The 15,083-nt window shown below is 72.5% G+C and carries 12 protein-coding genes; 7 read left to right on the top strand and 5 right to left on the bottom strand.

The window, feature by feature from the left end; genetic code table 11:
• The first annotated feature begins 26 nt into the window (after window positions 1-26).
• Genes ACLJQF_RS09825 through ACLJQF_RS09835 form a run of 3 tightly spaced genes read left to right on the top strand, consistent with a single transcriptional unit; the run spans window position 27 to window position 3,709 of the window.
• The gene (locus tag ACLJQF_RS09825) at window positions 27-2,099 is read left to right on the top strand and encodes a magnesium transporter (protein WP_410607904.1); all 2,073 of its coding nucleotides are present in this window, start codon (window positions 27-29) and stop codon (window positions 2,097-2,099) included.
• 3 nt (window positions 2,100-2,102) lie between these two features.
• Window positions 2,103-2,705, top strand: a complete 603-nt coding sequence (locus tag ACLJQF_RS09830) for a hypothetical protein (protein ID WP_410607905.1) — start codon at window positions 2,103-2,105, stop codon at window positions 2,703-2,705.
• Window positions 2,706-2,707: 2 nt separating this feature from the next.
• The gene (locus ACLJQF_RS09835) at window positions 2,708-3,709 is read left to right on the top strand and encodes a C40 family peptidase (protein ID WP_410607906.1); all 1,002 of its coding nucleotides are present in this window, start codon (window positions 2,708-2,710) and stop codon (window positions 3,707-3,709) included.
• Window positions 3,710-4,189: 480 nt separating this feature from the next.
• On the opposite strand, the gene ACLJQF_RS09840 is transcribed toward ACLJQF_RS09835, so the two are convergent.
• Window positions 4,190-4,645 (bottom strand): hypothetical protein, encoded by a 456-nt coding sequence (locus tag ACLJQF_RS09840; protein ID WP_410607907.1) that lies wholly within the window; start codon window positions 4,643-4,645, stop codon window positions 4,190-4,192.
• Window positions 4,646-6,540: 1,895 nt separating this feature from the next.
• On the opposite strand from ACLJQF_RS09840, the gene ACLJQF_RS09845 reads away from it, so the two are divergent.
• Window positions 6,541-6,726, top strand: coding sequence for a hypothetical protein (locus tag ACLJQF_RS09845; protein WP_013223095.1), 186 nt, complete (start codon window positions 6,541-6,543; stop codon window positions 6,724-6,726).
• 267 nt (window positions 6,727-6,993) lie between these two features.
• On the opposite strand, the gene ACLJQF_RS09850 is transcribed toward ACLJQF_RS09845, so the two are convergent.
• Window positions 6,994-7,938 (bottom strand): AAA family ATPase, encoded by a 945-nt coding sequence (locus ACLJQF_RS09850; RefSeq protein WP_410607908.1) that lies wholly within the window; start codon window positions 7,936-7,938, stop codon window positions 6,994-6,996.
• Window positions 7,939-8,070: 132 nt separating this feature from the next.
• On the opposite strand from ACLJQF_RS09850, the gene ACLJQF_RS09855 reads away from it, so the two are divergent.
• Together ACLJQF_RS09855 and ACLJQF_RS09860 are read left to right on the top strand one after the other, a co-directional pair.
• On the top strand, window positions 8,071-9,477 hold the full coding sequence (locus ACLJQF_RS09855) for an RNB domain-containing ribonuclease (protein WP_410607909.1): 1,407 nt from the start codon (window positions 8,071-8,073) through the stop codon (window positions 9,475-9,477).
• Window positions 9,474-10,247: a helical backbone metal receptor gene (locus ACLJQF_RS09860; RefSeq protein WP_410607910.1), complete on the top strand. Its 774-nt coding sequence runs from the start codon at window positions 9,474-9,476 to the stop codon at window positions 10,245-10,247. Before ACLJQF_RS09855 ends, ACLJQF_RS09860 begins: the two co-directional genes overlap by 4 nt.
• Here ACLJQF_RS09860 and ACLJQF_RS09865 read toward each other — a convergent pair.
• Genes ACLJQF_RS09865 through gabT form a run of 3 tightly spaced genes read right to left on the bottom strand, consistent with a single transcriptional unit; the run spans window position 10,180 to window position 13,348 of the window.
• Window positions 10,180-10,512 carry a hypothetical protein gene (locus ACLJQF_RS09865; protein WP_410607911.1) on the bottom strand — a complete coding sequence of 111 codons (333 nt, stop codon included), beginning with the start codon at window positions 10,510-10,512 and terminating at the stop codon, window positions 10,180-10,182. The two genes, ACLJQF_RS09860 and ACLJQF_RS09865, sit on opposite strands and share 68 nt — an antisense overlap.
• Before the next feature lie 56 nt (window positions 10,513-10,568).
• The gene (locus ACLJQF_RS09870) at window positions 10,569-11,996 is read right to left on the bottom strand and encodes an aldehyde dehydrogenase family protein (protein WP_410607912.1); all 1,428 of its coding nucleotides are present in this window, start codon (window positions 11,994-11,996) and stop codon (window positions 10,569-10,571) included.
• The gene (gene gabT, locus ACLJQF_RS09875) at window positions 11,993-13,348 is read right to left on the bottom strand and encodes a 4-aminobutyrate--2-oxoglutarate transaminase (RefSeq protein WP_410607913.1); all 1,356 of its coding nucleotides are present in this window, start codon (window positions 13,346-13,348) and stop codon (window positions 11,993-11,995) included. The genes ACLJQF_RS09870 and gabT overlap by 4 nt, the downstream gene beginning before the upstream one ends.
• Window positions 13,349-13,450: 102 nt before the next feature.
• Here gabT and ACLJQF_RS09880 point away from each other — a divergent pair, with 102 nt between their 5' ends.
• Entirely contained in the window at window positions 13,451-14,908 is a 1,458-nt protein-coding gene (locus ACLJQF_RS09880; RefSeq protein WP_410607914.1) for a PucR family transcriptional regulator, read from the top strand.
• Window positions 14,909-15,083: the final 175 nt, after the last annotated feature.

Raw genomic sequence — 15,083 nt, forward strand, 5'->3', positions numbered from 1 at the left:
CCCGTCGCGGCCGCGGGGGGTGCGGCATGAACACCCTGCTGACGTTGGCGGTGCTGCTGACGCCGGCCGCCGGGTGGCACGCCCTGAAACGCCGCATCAAGGAAGGCCCGCCGGCCCGGCGCGTGCCGAGCCGCAAGGCGACCATGTTCGCCGTGATGCTGGTACTCGGCCTGCAGGCCATCGCCACGGCCCCCGCGGCCAGCGCGGCGGCGTGTGGCGAGGCGCCGAACCCGGAACGCCCGGGTGCCGGGATGGTCGGCGCGATCGACCCGCCGGAGGGCCACGGCGAGCCGAACAGCGCCTACATCGACTACAGCTACGCGGGCATGGTCTGGAACACCTTCGAGACCAATTGCTCGGCGGTGAGCCTCACCCCGCCGGGGTCCACTTTGGACACCTGGGGCGGCAACCAGCTGTTCAACCTGGGCAAGAACATCGTCGGGGCGACCAACTCGCTGCACTACACGGTGCTCGAGGGCGGCCTGCTGAACCCGATCTACAACGCGGTGAAGTCGGGCGCCGAGAAGGTCTACAACAACATCTACGCCCAGCTGTTCGGGCTGGTCGCCCTGATCCTGTCGATCATGATGTTCCGCAACATCTGGCGCGGCGACCTCGCCGCGGTCAGCAAACGGGCGCTCTACGCGCTCGCCGGGATCTGGCTCGCCGCGTCGTCACTGGCGATGTTGCGGTACTTCGACCCGATCGACAAAGCGATCGTCCAGACCACGACGAACATCCAGGCGGGGTTCGTCGACGAGAGCGGCGACCGGATCGTCCGCGACATCCTGCCGACCCAGCTCCACACGCAGATCGTCTACAACAACTGGCTGCGCGGGGAGTTCGGCACCCCGACGGCGCCGCAGGCCGAGCAGTTCGGCAAGCCGCTGCTCGACGCGCAGGCGTTCACCCGCAACCAGCTGGTCAACGGCGACGACGGAAACCAGGCCGTCATCGACGGCAAGAAGAACGCCTACAAGGACATCTCCACCAAGCTCGGCCCCGCCACCGGCTACTTCACCGGCGAAGCCGGCGGCCGTACCGGAGCGGGCTTCCTCTCCCTCGGCCAGGCCCTCGTCTACTCCCTCTTCCAGCTCCTCGCCAAGGCAAGCGTCCTGCTCGCCCAGGTCCTCATCCGCCTCTTCGCCCTGACCGCGCCGCTGATCGGCCTCGTCGCCCTGCTGCACCCGGAGATCCTGCGCCGCGTGCTCAAGGTCGCCGGCGGCGTCGCGTTCAACCTCGTCGTGCTCTCCGTGCTCGCCGGGGTGCACGCGCTGCTGCTGCAGGCCATCTTCGACGCCGGCAACTCGCTCAACATGCTCACGCAGATGGTGCTCGCCGGGCTCATCACCGTCCTGTTGTTCATGGTCGGGCGGCCGGTGCGCCGGCTGTGGCAGATGGTCGAGATGTCGGTCAGCATGGTCGGCGCCGCCGTGCCGTCGCCCGGCGGCGGGATCTTCTCCCGCTTCAAGCGCCGCCAGAACGGCCCGACGCCGCAGGACGAGTTCTGGCAGAACGTGCGCGACACCGACGACGTCGTCGACGGTGAGCAGCGCGGTCCGCTCGGGGCCACCGCCGGTGGCGGCCGCTTCCGGCCGGAAGCCACGATCTTCGCCAACGCCCAGCGCCTCGACAACCACTCCGGCGCCTCGCGCCCGGCCGCGGCCTGGTCCGGCGCGTGGCCGGGAGCCGTGGGAGGTGGCGGCTCCGCGGGTGCGCTGCCCGCGGGTGGCCGCCGCCCCGGCGCCCCGGTGTTCGGCCAGTACAACCCGGCCAACGGCGACGGCGGCGAGTACGTCGTCGTCGGGGCCGGTGGCCGTCCGACGACGCGGGAGGAGAGCCGGCGCGTCGACACCTCGCCGGTCGCCGACCGGCGCTGGAGCGACGAGCCCGAGCCCGTCGTCGTGCCGTCCGACCTGCGCCCGCCCGAGTCGAGCTTCAGCGACTACGCGCCGCGGACGCCGGGCGTGCGCACCCAGCCGCGTCGGGTGGACCCCGAGGTCGTCGCGGGCAAGCCGGTCTTCGTGCTCTACCGGCCGTCGCGGGGCATCGAGGTCCGCGAGGAACCGCGGGACACCGACCAAGCGATGGGGCGGTGACCGATGCCGATCCGCACCAACCGCGGCCGCGCCGCGGTCTACCGCCGCTTGTGGGGCTGGCCGCTGCGCTCGCCCCGCCACCTGATGGGGACGCTGGTCTTCCTGGCGATCCTCGTCACCGCGCTCGGCATCGTGCTGCCCAAGGTGGTCGGCAAGCCGCAGGCCAAGGCGTCGCCGGTCACGCCGGGGACGACCACCTCGGCGACGGCGACCCCGCCGGGCGTCGCGGCGCCGGTCCCGACGTCGAACCTGCCGACGCGGCTGTCCACGCCGCTGGCCACCCCGACGCCGACCGCGCCGAACGGCGACGCGATCCGCATCGCCAAGGAGTGGGCCGCCGCCTGGGTGAAGCACCCGGCCGGCATCACCTCCGAGCAGTGGCTCGCGCAGCTGAAGCCGTTCACCACCGAGGAATACCTGCCGCAGATGTCGACGGTGGACCCGGCGAACATCCCGGCGACGAAGGTCACCGGTGAGCCGGTCGTCGGCACCTCGTACCCGAGCTCGGTGCAGCTGACGATCCCGACCGACGGGCCGAAGCTGGCCATCACGGTGGTGAGCACCAACGCCGGCTGGCGGGTCGCCGACTACGACCAGGCGAGCTGACCGTGCGGCGCCTGGGGCTCTGGCTGGGGCTGGTCGTGTTCGTCGCGATCGGTGCCCTGGTCGTGACCGCGGTCGCCGCGAAGGTCGTCATCGACAACCAGCAGGCGCAGGCCCGGGGCGTCTCCCTGATGAGCTGCGACGCCTCGGTCGGGCCGACGCAGCCCGGCCAGGGCGACCGCGGCACGGTCGACGCGTCGAAACTGGACGACGAGCAGCGCGGCACCGTCGCGCTGATCATCTCGATCGGCAAGCAGCGGACGCTCGCGCCGCGTGCGTGGCAGGTCGCGATCCAGGCCGGGATGACCGAGTCCGGCCTGCACAACCTGACCTACGGCGACCGCGACTCCCAGGGCATCTTCCAGATGCGGCCGTCGATGGGCTGGGGCTCGATCGCCGAGGTCACCAACCCGACGTACGCGGTCAACAAGTTCTACGACGTGCTGCTCGCGGTCCCGGACTGGGAGAACAAGCGCCCGGGCGACGCGGCGCAGGCGGTGGAGCGCTCCGGCTTCCCGGACCGCTACCACAAGTGGGAGCCGATGGCGGCGACCCTGGTGGAGACGGTCGGTCAGGTCGTCGACGTCGTCGCCTGCGGCACCGGCCTGGGGGCGCTGCTGCCGCCCAGCCAGGCCGCCGGGCAGGCGATCAGTTTCGCGCTGGGCGAGCAGGGTAAGCCGTATGTGTGGGGCGCCACGGGCCCGGATTCGTACGACTGTTCGGGTCTGATGCTCCGCGCGTACGAGTCGGCGGGCATCATCCTGCCGCGCGTCTCACGCGACCAGTACCACGCCGGCGCGTACCTGCCGGTGCGGGACGCGCAGCCCGGTGACCTGCTGTTCCTCGCCACCGACCCGTCGGATCCGTCCTCCATCCACCACGTGATGATGTACCTGGGCGACAACAAGATCGTCGAGGCGCAGCAGACGGGCGTCCCGGTGCACACCCGGGCCTTCTCGTTCGACGAGCGCGAACTGGTGCCGCAGGCGGTCCGCCCCGGCGTTTAGCATGGGTCGCGAGGGCCTGGACACGAATCGCACCGATTCACCCGACGTCGCGGCGCTTCCACGAGCAGGCGGCCGCGTACTGGCAGAGGATGAGCACGTGGGACGCAAATTCGGCAAGAGGGGCAAGCCCGGATCGGGCGAGCCCCGGGACCCGGCGGCGCTGTTCGGCGCGCCTCAGCCGCCCCGGCAGAGTGCCCGTCCCGTCTCCAGCACCCCGCTCGCCGACCAGCTGGGCCAGGGCTACCCGGGGGTGGACGCGGGGTACGTGGTGCTGCCTCGTTCGCTGGCGGAGGGGATGTCGCTGCCGTGGCAGCACCAGATGGCGGCGCTGCTGGCCCAGTTCCACGCGGAGCACGCCGGGCTGGCGTGGCCGATCTACCGGGTGGTGCCATCGCGGTACGAGAAGCTGGCGGACCTCGACGAGGAGCAGCTCGCGGAGGCGGGCTACCTGGTGGAGATGGACGCGGACGGCGACATGGTCTACCGCGAGCGGAGCGGCCGGAAGGTTCCGGACCCGGAGAACACCTCGGTACTGGTGTCCAGCTTGGACCCGATCCCGAAGCCGGCGGCCCGCCCGGCGCCCCCGGCGGCCGGCCCAGCCGGGCCGGCCGGCCCGGCCGCGGCGCCGGCGCCCATGAACATCGGCCCGGCGCCGGTGTGGCGAACGGTGCCGCATCCGCCGCCGGCGCAGTCGGTGCCGGGGACGCCTGAGCAGCACGTGCCGGGGGTGTGGGCCCGGCCGGGTTCGGAGGAGGCTGCGCCGGGGCGCCGCCATGAGCCGGTCCAGCCGGTTTCGGTCCCTCCGTCGGTCCCTCCGGCGGCGTCGACGGACTCGTCGGCATCGGCGGTGCCTTCGGCGTCGGCGGTGCCTTCGGCGTCGGCGGTGGAGCCGGAGTGGTCGGTGGCGGCGGATTCGGATCTGCCGGGCCCGGTCAAGGCGCCGGCATCGCCTCGGCATGCGGCGCCGGAGCCGGCTGTGGAGGCGCCTGCTCAGCGGGCGGTGACCGAGCCCCTGGCTCCTGAGCCGACGTCGCGGCCGGAGATTCCTTCCCCGGAACGCCTGTCAGCACCGGCTGCCGAGGCGCCGGTTGAGCCTGTTGCCCGGCCTGAGCCGGTAGCCGCGGATCACCAGGAGATCCTCGCCTCGCCCTCGAGCGAAACGGATCTGCAGGCTGCGGACCGGCCGGAAGTTGCACCGGTTGAACCGGTGCCCCAGGGCTCCGACCGGCTGGAAGTTGACACGTCGGCACCGCGAGAAGAGGTGTCGCGAGAGGCGGAGCTGACGGAGGAAGCCGTTTCGGCGTCTGCGTCAGGGGAAGCCGCACGCACAGAGGCGGTTGAACCTGCGGCGGCCGAATCGGTGCCGTCGGACGAGCCCCAGGTCGAGGTGGCTGCACCCACGCCTGCCGACTCCGCGGTGAGCGCCCCAGACCGGACCGAGGCACCTCTGTCCGCCCCGGTGGAACAGAAGCCGGTCCATCCGATCGAGCCCGATTTCCAGCCGGGTCTGCCCACTGCGCCGGAGGGAGTGTCGTCGGCCATTCCGCAGCCGCAGCCGCAGCCGCAGCCGCAGCCGCCCGCCGAATCGTCGGCACCTGGTGGCGTTTCGCAGCCGCCGAGTAGCGCGCAGCCGTCCGCCGAATCGTCGGCTGCCCCCGATGCCGCTCCCCAGCCGACCGCCGCCTCGGACGATGGATCCCCGCCGGCCTCACCGGAGGTACCGGCTCAGACGACCGGCTCCCATCTGCCGAAGCCACCGTGGGGACCCGCCGGTTTGCCGGCTCCCGGCATCGGTCCGGGCCCCGCTCCCATGGACAGCAGCCACCCGGCCCCAAACCACGGTCCCGGCCCTGTGCCGGGCGTGGCACCCGCGCAGGGCGCGCCCTTGACTCCCGCGGCCGGCGTCGCCCCGTTGCCAGACGCCCCACAGGGACCGAGCTTCCAGCCGGGCATCCCGCCCGCGCAGGGCAGCGGCCCGGCTACGTCCCCGACGGCACCCGGCGCACCGGCCTCTGGCCCGAACGGTTCTCCCGGCACTGCGCCGGTGCCCACCCCGGCCCCGGTTCCCGGTTCGGCGCAGAGCACGCCATCGGGCGCCGGTCATCCGGCGCCGCCCAGCTCAGGTCCGAGTTCGGCGCAGAGCGCGCCACAGCCCAGCATCCACCCGGCACCCGGTGTCCCGGTTCCTGGTTCGGGGCAGAGCGCGCCATCGCCCAGCGCCCATCCGGCACCCGCCGCTCCGGTTCCTGGTTCGGGGCAGAGCGCGCCATCGCCCAGCATCCATCCGGCACCCGGCGCCCCGGTTCCTGGTTCGGGGCAGAGCGCGCCATCGCCCAGCGCCCATCCGGCACCCGCCGCCCCGGTTCCCGGTTCGGCGCAAACCACCCCGCCGAGCACCACCCACCCGGCACCCGGCGCCCCACAAACCCGCGCCCCACAAACCCCCGCCCCCCAACCCGGCGCAGCCCAACCCCCCACTCCGCGCCCCAAACCGGTCTTCCCCGGCCCGGAATCCGCCCCGCAACCCTTCCCAGCCCACCACGCCGCCCCCGCGCGTCCGGTCTTCCCCGGCCCCGGGACCATGCCTCCTGTCCCGCCCTCGGCTCCGAATGCCCGCCCCGTCTTCCCCGGGCGGGATACCCCTCTGCCGCAGCCCTCGCGGCAAGAGCCCGAAACCCCGCCCCGGGGTACCGCGCGTGGCTGGTTCGACGAATTCACCGAGAACAAAGAGCCCGAAGAACCGCCGGACTTCGGGCCCACCGGGCAGCCGACCGAGATCCCTTACCGGTACAAGCGCTGACAGGCGGGCTCGCGGGTGCGAACCTGGGATCATGTCCAAAGACCCGAACCCGGACCAGGGGTGGTACTACAACACCCGCACCCACCAGGTCGAGCACCTCGAACGCAGCCGCAGCGTCGATCTGCTCGGGCCGTACCCCGACGAGGCCACCGCCCGGCGCGCTCTCGAGATCGCCCGGGAGCGCACCCGGCGGGCCGATGCCGAGGAAGACGACTAGCAGTACAAGGCTAGATCGCCTTCCTGGCCCGGAAACACCTGGTCGTGCAGCCCGGCTGGGCCGAAGGGGTCCTTCCTCGCAGCTGACGCACTGAAGGGGCCTTTCGGGGTTCGTGCCGACCGGAGCGGCCAACTCGGCGGCCGGAGCGGCCAACTCGGCGGCCGGAACGGCCAACACGCTCGAGAACCCGGGCGAGTTGGCCGTTCGGGCGATCCGCTCGCCACCGAACCGGCCTCAGCCCGGCCGCAGGCAACTGTCCCTGTAGTACTAGACCGTGAGCCGCGGGCTCAGCACGAACTCCGGGTCCACCTGTGAGACGAGGTCGGCGCCCGCCCAGGCCTGGGCGTTTCGCAGGTGGAACTCGACCGCCTGGCGCTGGTAGCGGCCCCAGTCGCGCTGCTCCTCGTCGACCGCCGTGCGCATCGAGTCCAGCGTCTTCAGGTTGCGGGGCTCGAGCTCGGCGATCGGCCGGGCCGCGCCGCGCTCCGCCGCGCGTACGTGCGCTGATGCCGACAGCCAGCCCAGCAGCGCTCCGCCCACCTGGTCCTGCAGGAACTCGACGTCTTCCGCGTCCGTCACCTTGTTCCCCACCACCACGAGCCGGACGCCGAAGTCGCGGGCGTAGTCCGCGTACTGGCGGTACACGCCCACGCTGCGGACCGTCGGCTCGCACACCAGGAACGTCACGTCGAACCGGGTGAACAGGCCCGATGCGAACGCGTCCGCGCCCGCCGTCATGTCCATCACGACGTATTCGCCGTCGACGTCGATCATGTGGTTCAGCAGCAGCTCCGCCGCTCCCACCTTCGAGTGGTAGCACTTGACGCCGAGGTCGTCCTCGTCGAACTGGCCGGTGACGCCGAGGCGGATGCCGCCCAGCTGCCGGAAGCACGCCGTGAAGACCGGGTTGTCCTCGAACGGGCGGACCAGCCGCGAGCCGCGGCCCGGCGGGGTGGTCTTGATCATCGACGCCGCGTCCGGGATCCGCGGGTTGTCGCCGCGCAGGTAGTCCTTGATCAGCGCCATGTTGTCGCCCAGCGTCGGCCAGGAGAGCGCTTCCTCCTCGGTCGCGCCGAGCGCGACCGCGAGGTGCTGGTTGATGTCGGCGTCGATGGCGAGCACCGGCAGGCCGGCGTCGGCGAGGTACGCCACGAACAGCGACGACAGCGTGGTCTTGCCGCTGCCGCCCTTGCCGACAAACGCGATCTTCACGGTCGGGGTCCACCCTTCTGGCAATGATGACGGTTTTCATTATGGCCTCGGCAACGTACACCCGACCGGCCCGCGCCCGATCGGGCGATCTCCGGGCTCGAACCGGGTTAGGGTTGGGGGGTGCCTCCCCTCGTGATCAGGACACACTCGGCAGGCGGGGACTTCGGCCCCCTGCGTGCCGAGTTTTCGCTGCCGGAGTCCTTCGGGCCCGAGGTGCTGGCCGAGGCGGAGGCGGCGGTCCTCGATCCGCTGGCCAGTGCCGGTCCCCGCGAGGACGCGACGGACCTGCCGTTCGTCACCATCGACCCACCCGGGTCCAAGGACCTCGACCAGGCGATGGTGGTCGAGAAGACCGCGCACGGCTTCCGCGTGCACTACGCCATCGCCGACCTCGCCGCGTTCGTCCCACCCGGCGGCGCGCTCGATCGCGAGTCGCGCCTGCGCGGGCAGACGCTCTACCTGCCCGACGGCAACGTCCCGCTGCACCCGCCGGTGCTGTCCGAAGGCGCGGCCAGCCTGCTGCCCGGCGAGATCCGGCCCGCGGTGCTCTGGACCATCGAGACCGACGACGCGGGCGAGCCGACCGCCACCCGGGTCCGCCGCGCGCTGGTCCGGTCCACCGAGCAGTTCGACTACGAAACCGTGCAGGCGGCGCTCGACGCCGGGAACCCGCACCCGTCGGTGGCCGCGTTGCCCGAGCTGGGCCGGCGGCGGCGCGAGCTGGCCGTCCGGCGCGGCGCCGTCGAGCTGCAGCTGCCGGAGCAGGAGATCACCGGCGACCCGGACGGCGGCTGGGTGCTCGCCCGCCGCCCGCGCACCGCCGTCGACGCCTGGAACGCCGAGATCTCACTGCTCACCGGGATGGCCGCGGCGCGGATCATGATCGACGCGCGGATCGGGGTCCTGCGCACGCTGCCCGACCCGGAGCCCGAGGCCGTCGACTGGCTGCGCCGCTCGGCCGAAGCGCTGGGCATCGCGTGGGCGCCGGAGGCGAGCGTCTCGGAGTTCCTGTCCAAGCTGGACCCGGGGCAGCCGGCGTCGATGGCGCTCTACGCCGACACGACCCGGCTGCTGCGCGGCGCGGGCTACACGGCGTTCGACGGCGAGCTGCCGGCGCTGACCACGCACGCGGGCATCGGCGGCGCGTACGCGCACGTCACGGCCCCGATCCGGCGGCTGGTCGACCGGTTCGCCACGGAGATCTGCCTCGCCGTCTCGGCCGGCCGCGAGGTCCCGGAGTGGGTGCGCGCGGCGCTGGCCGACGTCCCGGAGCGGATGAGCGCGTCGGACACGCTCGCCGCGAAGGTCGAGCGGGCGTGCATCGACCAGGTCGAAGCGTGGGTGCTGGCCGAGCACGTCGGCGGCGAGTTCAGCGCGGTGGTGCTGCGCGCGGACGAGAACAAGGCGGAGATCCTGGTCGAGGACCCGACGGTGATGGCGAAGTGCGCGGGAGAGCGGCTGACCGCGGGCGAGCGGATCGCGGTCCGGCTGACCGCGGTCGACGCCGACAAGCGGAAGGTGTCGTTCGAACGCGCATGACGTACCTCGTGGACGATCTCGGGGAGCCGGTGCCGATCGAAGGCCCGGCTTCGCGGGTGGTGTCGCTCGTCCCGTCGCTGACCGAAGCGGTCGAGGTCAGCGCGCCCGGACGCCTCGCCGGCGCGACGGACTACTGCACGCACCCGTCCAATTTGGACGTCCCGCGGGTCGGCGGGTCGAAGTACCCGAAGCTGGACCGGGTGCTCGACCTGGCGCCGGACCTGGTGCTGGCCAACGCGGAGGAGAACCGCCAGGAGGACGTGGAACGCCTGCGCGCCAACGGGATCCCGGTGTGGGTGATGGCCGCGGCGGCGACCGTGCCGGCGGCGCTGGGCTCGCTGCGGCGGATCCTGACGCAGGCGTACGAGCTGGCCGAGCCGGAGTGGCTGGTCGCGGCGGAAGAGGTCTGGCGGGAGGTCCGGCCGGTGCGCTTCCACGCGGTGGTCCCGGTGTGGCGCAAGCCGTGGATCGTCCTGGGCCGTGACACGTTCGCGGGCGACGTCCTGCGCCGCGTCGGCGTGGCGAACGTGTACGCGACGTCGGAGGAGCGCTACCCGCGCCCGGACGTGGCGGAGCTGAGGGCGCACCTGAGCGCGGACGCGGACCTGCTGGTGCTGCCCGACGAGCCGTACCTGTTCACGGCGGAAGACGGCCCGGACCACTTCCCGGACGCGCGGTACGTCCTGGTCTCGGGCCGCCACCTCACCTGGTACGGGCCTTCGCTGGTCGACGCCCACGCCGCGTTGACGGACGCGTCGGCCGGGCTGTGAAGTCGAAGCCGCGGGCCAGCGCAGCGCGAACCCCTTCTTCGACTTCGGCCGGCCGGATCGGCTCGGTCACGAGATGGAGCCAGTTGTCCGGCCGTGGCCGCCCGGAGTCGACGACCAAGGTGGCGCCGGACCGGTCGGCGAGTTCGACCGCGAAGGTCATCGTCGCGCCGAGTCCCTGCGAGTAGGTCGGCTTCCGGCGGACGGTCCAGCGGTAGTCCGTGCCGTCGACCGTGATCTGCCGTGAGCCCTTGCGTGTCAGTGTCATGAGCTCTCCCTGCCCGGCCCGAGGTTACGCTCGAGCCGGACCGGGAGCGAGCTGTTTCAGAGCGTCAGACCCGTCAGGACCGTTACCCGCTCCTCCGTGAAGTCCGCCATCGCCGCCGCCGGGCCCTCGCGACCCACGCCCGAATCCTTCACCCCGCCGTACGGCATCTGATCGGCCCGGAAGCTCGGCACGTCGCCGACGATCACGCCGCCCACCTTCAACGCCGCCGACACCTCGAACGCCGTCGGGACGTCGCGGGTGAACACGCCCGCCTGCAGCCCGAACCGGGACGCGTTGATCCGCGAAACGCCTTCCGCCACCGAGGAAACCCGGACCAGCGAAACCACCGGCCCGAACACCTCCTCGGCCATCACCGACGCGTCCTCCGGGACGTTCGCCAGCACCGTCGGCTCGACCGTCGCTCCCGACTGGCCGCCGCCGGTCAGGAGGCGGCCGCCGGACGACACCGCCGACGAGATCCACGACGAAACCCGGGAGGCGGCATCGACGTTGATCAGCGGGCCGACGTCGACTCCGTCGAGACGCGGATCCCCGGTCCGCAACGCCCGGACCTCCGCAACCACCTTCTCCGCCAAAGCGTCATAAACCGAAGAGTGCGCGTACACCCGCTGCACCGAAATGCACGACTGCCCCGCCTGGTACATCGCGAACGTCGCGATCCGCTGGGCCGCGAAGTCGAGGTCCATCCAATCCGGACAGACGAGCACCGCGCCGTTGCCGCCCAGCTCCAGCGCCACGTGCTTGCGCGGTACGCGGTCGCGGATCGACCAGCCCACCGGGACCGACCCCGTGAACGACACCACCGGCAGCCGCGGGTCCTCGACCAGCCGTGCCGACGTCTCGTTGTCCACCGGCAGGATCGACCACGATCCCGCGGGCAGATCCGCCGAAGCCAGGATCTCGCCGAGCAGCAACGCCGTCAGCGGCGTCGCCGGCGCGGGCTTGAGCACGATCGGCGCGCCCACCGCGATCGCCGGGGCCACCTTGTGCGCCACCAGGTTCAGCGGGAAGTTGAACGGCGTGATGCCCAGCACCGGGCCACGCGGCACCCGCCGGACCAGCGCGAGCCGGCCGGTGCCGCCCGGGTCGGTGTCGAGCCGCTGCAACTCGCCCGAAAAGCGGCGGGCCTCCTCCGCCGCCCAGCGGAACGTCGACACCGCGCGCCCCACCTCGCCGCGCGCCCACTTCAGCGGCTTGCCCGACTCCGCCGTGATGAGCGCGGCGATCTCTTCGGACCGCTCACCCAGCGAACGGGACACGTGGTCCAACGCCCCGGCGCGGACGTGCGCGGGCAGCGTCGCGAACTCGTCGGCGACGTCGTGCGCCGCCTGTACCGCGGCCTCGACGTCCGACGGGGAAGGAACGAAGTGGGACCCCGCCGAAGAACCGTCGTAAGAGTGCTTGACAGAGGCGGTAGCACCGCCGGTGACCGGCTTGCCGGCGACCCAGAACGGGAACGTCATGCGCGGGCCTCCGTCCGGACGGCGTGCTCGACGACCGAGAGGCCCTCGTCGAGCAGGTCGTTGGACAGCGACAGCGGCGGCAGCAGCCGGACGACGTTGCCGTAGGTGCCGCAGGTCAGCACCACCACGCCGGCCCGGTGACACGCGGCCGCGACGCGCTTGGTCAGGTCGGCGTCGGGCTCCGAAGTACCGGGCTTCACGAACTCCGCGGCCAGCATCGCGCCGCGCCCGCGGACGTCGCCGATCACGCCGGTTTCGGAGGCCAGCGCCCGCAGCCGCGGCAGCACGACGCCTTCGATGCGCTTGGCCGAGGCGGCGAGGTCCTCGGTCTTCATCGTCTCGATCGAGCCCAGCGCCGCGGCGCAGGCGATCGGGTTGCCACCGTAGGTGCCGCCGAGGCCGCCCGGCGGGACCGCGTCCAAGAGGGAAGCGCGGCCGGTGACGGCGGACAGCGGCAGGCCGCCCGCGATGCCCTTGGCCGTCGCGATCAGGTCCGGCACCACGTCCTCGTCGGTGGAGGCGAACCACGAACCGGTGCGGCAGAATCCGGTCTGGACCTCGTCGGCGACGTACACGACGCCGTTTTCGCGGCACCACGCCGCAATGGCGGGGAGGAAGCCGCGCGCGGGCTCGATGAAACCGCCCTCGCCCTGGATCGGCTCCAGCACCACGGCGGCCACCTGGTCGCCGCCGACCTGCTTCTCGATCCGGTCGATGGCCAGCGCGGCCGCTTCGGGGCCGGACAGGCCGTCGCGGAACGGGTACGAGCCCGGTACGCGGTAGACCTCGGGCGCGAACGGGCCGAAGCCGTGCTTGTAGGGCACGGACTTCGCGGTCATACCCATCGTGAGGTTGGTGCGGCCGTGGTAGGCGTGGTCGAACACGACGACGGCCTGGCGCCCGGTCGCCACGCGGGCGATCTTCACGGCGTTCTCGACGGCTTCGGCGCCCGAGTTGAACAGCACCGACTTCTTCGCGTGGTCGCCCGGCGTCAGCTCGGCCAGCGCCTCACAGACCTCGACGTACCCCTCGTACGGCGTGACCATGAAGCAGGTGTGGGTGAACCAGCAGGCCTGCTTGCGGACGCGGTCGACGACGGCCGGCGCGGAATGCCCGACGTTGGTCACCGCGATGCCGGAGCCGAAGTCGATCAGCACGTTGCCGTCGGCGTCGGTGAGCAGGCCGCCGCTGGCGGAGGTGACGTAGACGGGCAGCACCGAGCTGACCCCGGCGGCGACCGCGGCGGCGCGGCGCTGCTGCAGCTCGCGCGAGGCGGGGCCGGGGATTTCGGTCTGCAGCCTGCGCTGGCGGGGCGCCGGGGCCTGCGGCTCGGCGGTGGTGCTTGCGGTCACGGCGTGCTCCCTGCGAAGTCGGTGGACGTCCTCAGGATGAGCGGTCGCCGGGCCGTCGTCAGGTGGCCGATCTGTACAACTTGGGGCGTACCATTGGCCGTTATGGCACTCACGCTGGCCGGGCTGGCCGCCGAGCGCCCGCTCGGGTTGCGGGTGCTGACCGGGGACGCGCTCCTGAACCGCCCGATCGGCTGGGTCCACCCGACGGAGCTGACCGACCCGCAGGCCTTCCTCGAAGGCGGCGAACTGCTGCTCACCACCGGGCTGGCCCTGGACGAGGAGACGGCACCGACCTACGTTCGCCGGCTGGTCGACGCGCGAGTCGCGGGGCTCGGCTTCGGCGTCGGGCTCAGCCACGACGAGGTCCCGCGAGCCCTGGTGGCGACGGCGGCCGAAGTGGGGCTGCCGGTGCTGGAGGTGCCGCGGAAGACGCCGTTCATCGCGATCACCCGCGCGGTATCGCGCGCGGTCGCGGCCGACGAGTACGCGACGACGGTCCGCATCGGTCGCGCCCAGCAGGAACTGACCCGCACGGCGGTCGGCAAGGGCAGCCCGGCCGGGGTGCTGCGCAAGCTGGCGAAGCTGGTCGACGGCTGGGTGCTGCTCCTCGACACCGCGGGCGTCGAGGGAACCGGCCCCGCGATGTCGTACGCCGACGAAGTGCGCGAAGAGCTGAAGCAGCTTCGCTCGGGTACGCGGGTCTTCGAACTCGACGGCCACGAAGTGGTGCTGCAGACCCTTCCCACCCGGGTGCGGCGGGCGCTCGCGGTCGGCACGGCCGGGCCGCTCGACACCGCCGGGCGGCACGTGGTGAACACCGCGGTCGCCCTGCTTTCCCTGGCGCTGGAACAGGATCTGAAGCTCACGCACGCGTGGCGGTTCCTGCGGACCGGCCTGATCGACCTGCTGGCGGCGGGGCAGCACGAGCTGGCCTTCGGGGTGATGACCACGGTGTGGGGCGAGCCGCCCGAGCCGCCGTGGGCGCTGGTCGCGCTGGTGGGCAATCCCGGCCGGCGGCGCCGGGTGTGTGATGCACTGGAGGGGGAGCCCGCGCTGTTCTTCGCCGAGTCGGGCTCGGCGGTGCTGGTGGCCGGCCGCTCGGGCGGCGAGGTGCTGGACCGCGCGCTGGCGGCGGCCGCGAGCGTCGGGCCGATGTACGCCGGTCTGGCCGATCCGGTGCCGCTCGAGAACTTTGCGGCCGGAGCGGAGCAGGCCGACCTCGCGGCCCGCGCGGCCGAGGCGGAGGGCAAGCCCCTGGTCACCTACGCCGAGCACTCGGCTCGCGGCCTGCTGTCGCTCATCGACCCGGTCGTGGCCCGCATCTACGGCGAAAATCTCCTGGCGCCCCTGCGCCGCCACGACGAAACGGGCCGCGGCGACCTCGTCGATTCGGTGCGCTGCTGGCTCGAACACCACGGCCACTGGGACGTCGCCGCCGCCCGCCTCGGCGTGCACCGGCACACGCTGCGGAACCGGATCACCAAGGCGCAGGAACTGCTGGGCCGCGACCTCGACTCGCCGGGTGTCCGCGCGGAACTCTGGGTGGCGCTGCAGACCTGAGCCAAGCGCCCCAAGGCGGCCTTGGTTGCGTCCAACGCACCGAAGGCCGCTTGGGTTCATGGGGTGGTTGCAACACCGATGGTTGGAGGGTGTTGTGGCTGGTCGGGTAGGTCGGGTGCCGTTGTTGCGGGATGTGCGGGTGCGGTTTTGGGAGCAGGTGCGGGCGGGGCGGGCT

Origin of the sequence: Amycolatopsis sp. lyj-109, from assembly GCF_046548995.1 — a bacterium.
Classification (GTDB): domain Bacteria; phylum Actinomycetota; class Actinomycetes; order Mycobacteriales; family Pseudonocardiaceae; genus Amycolatopsis.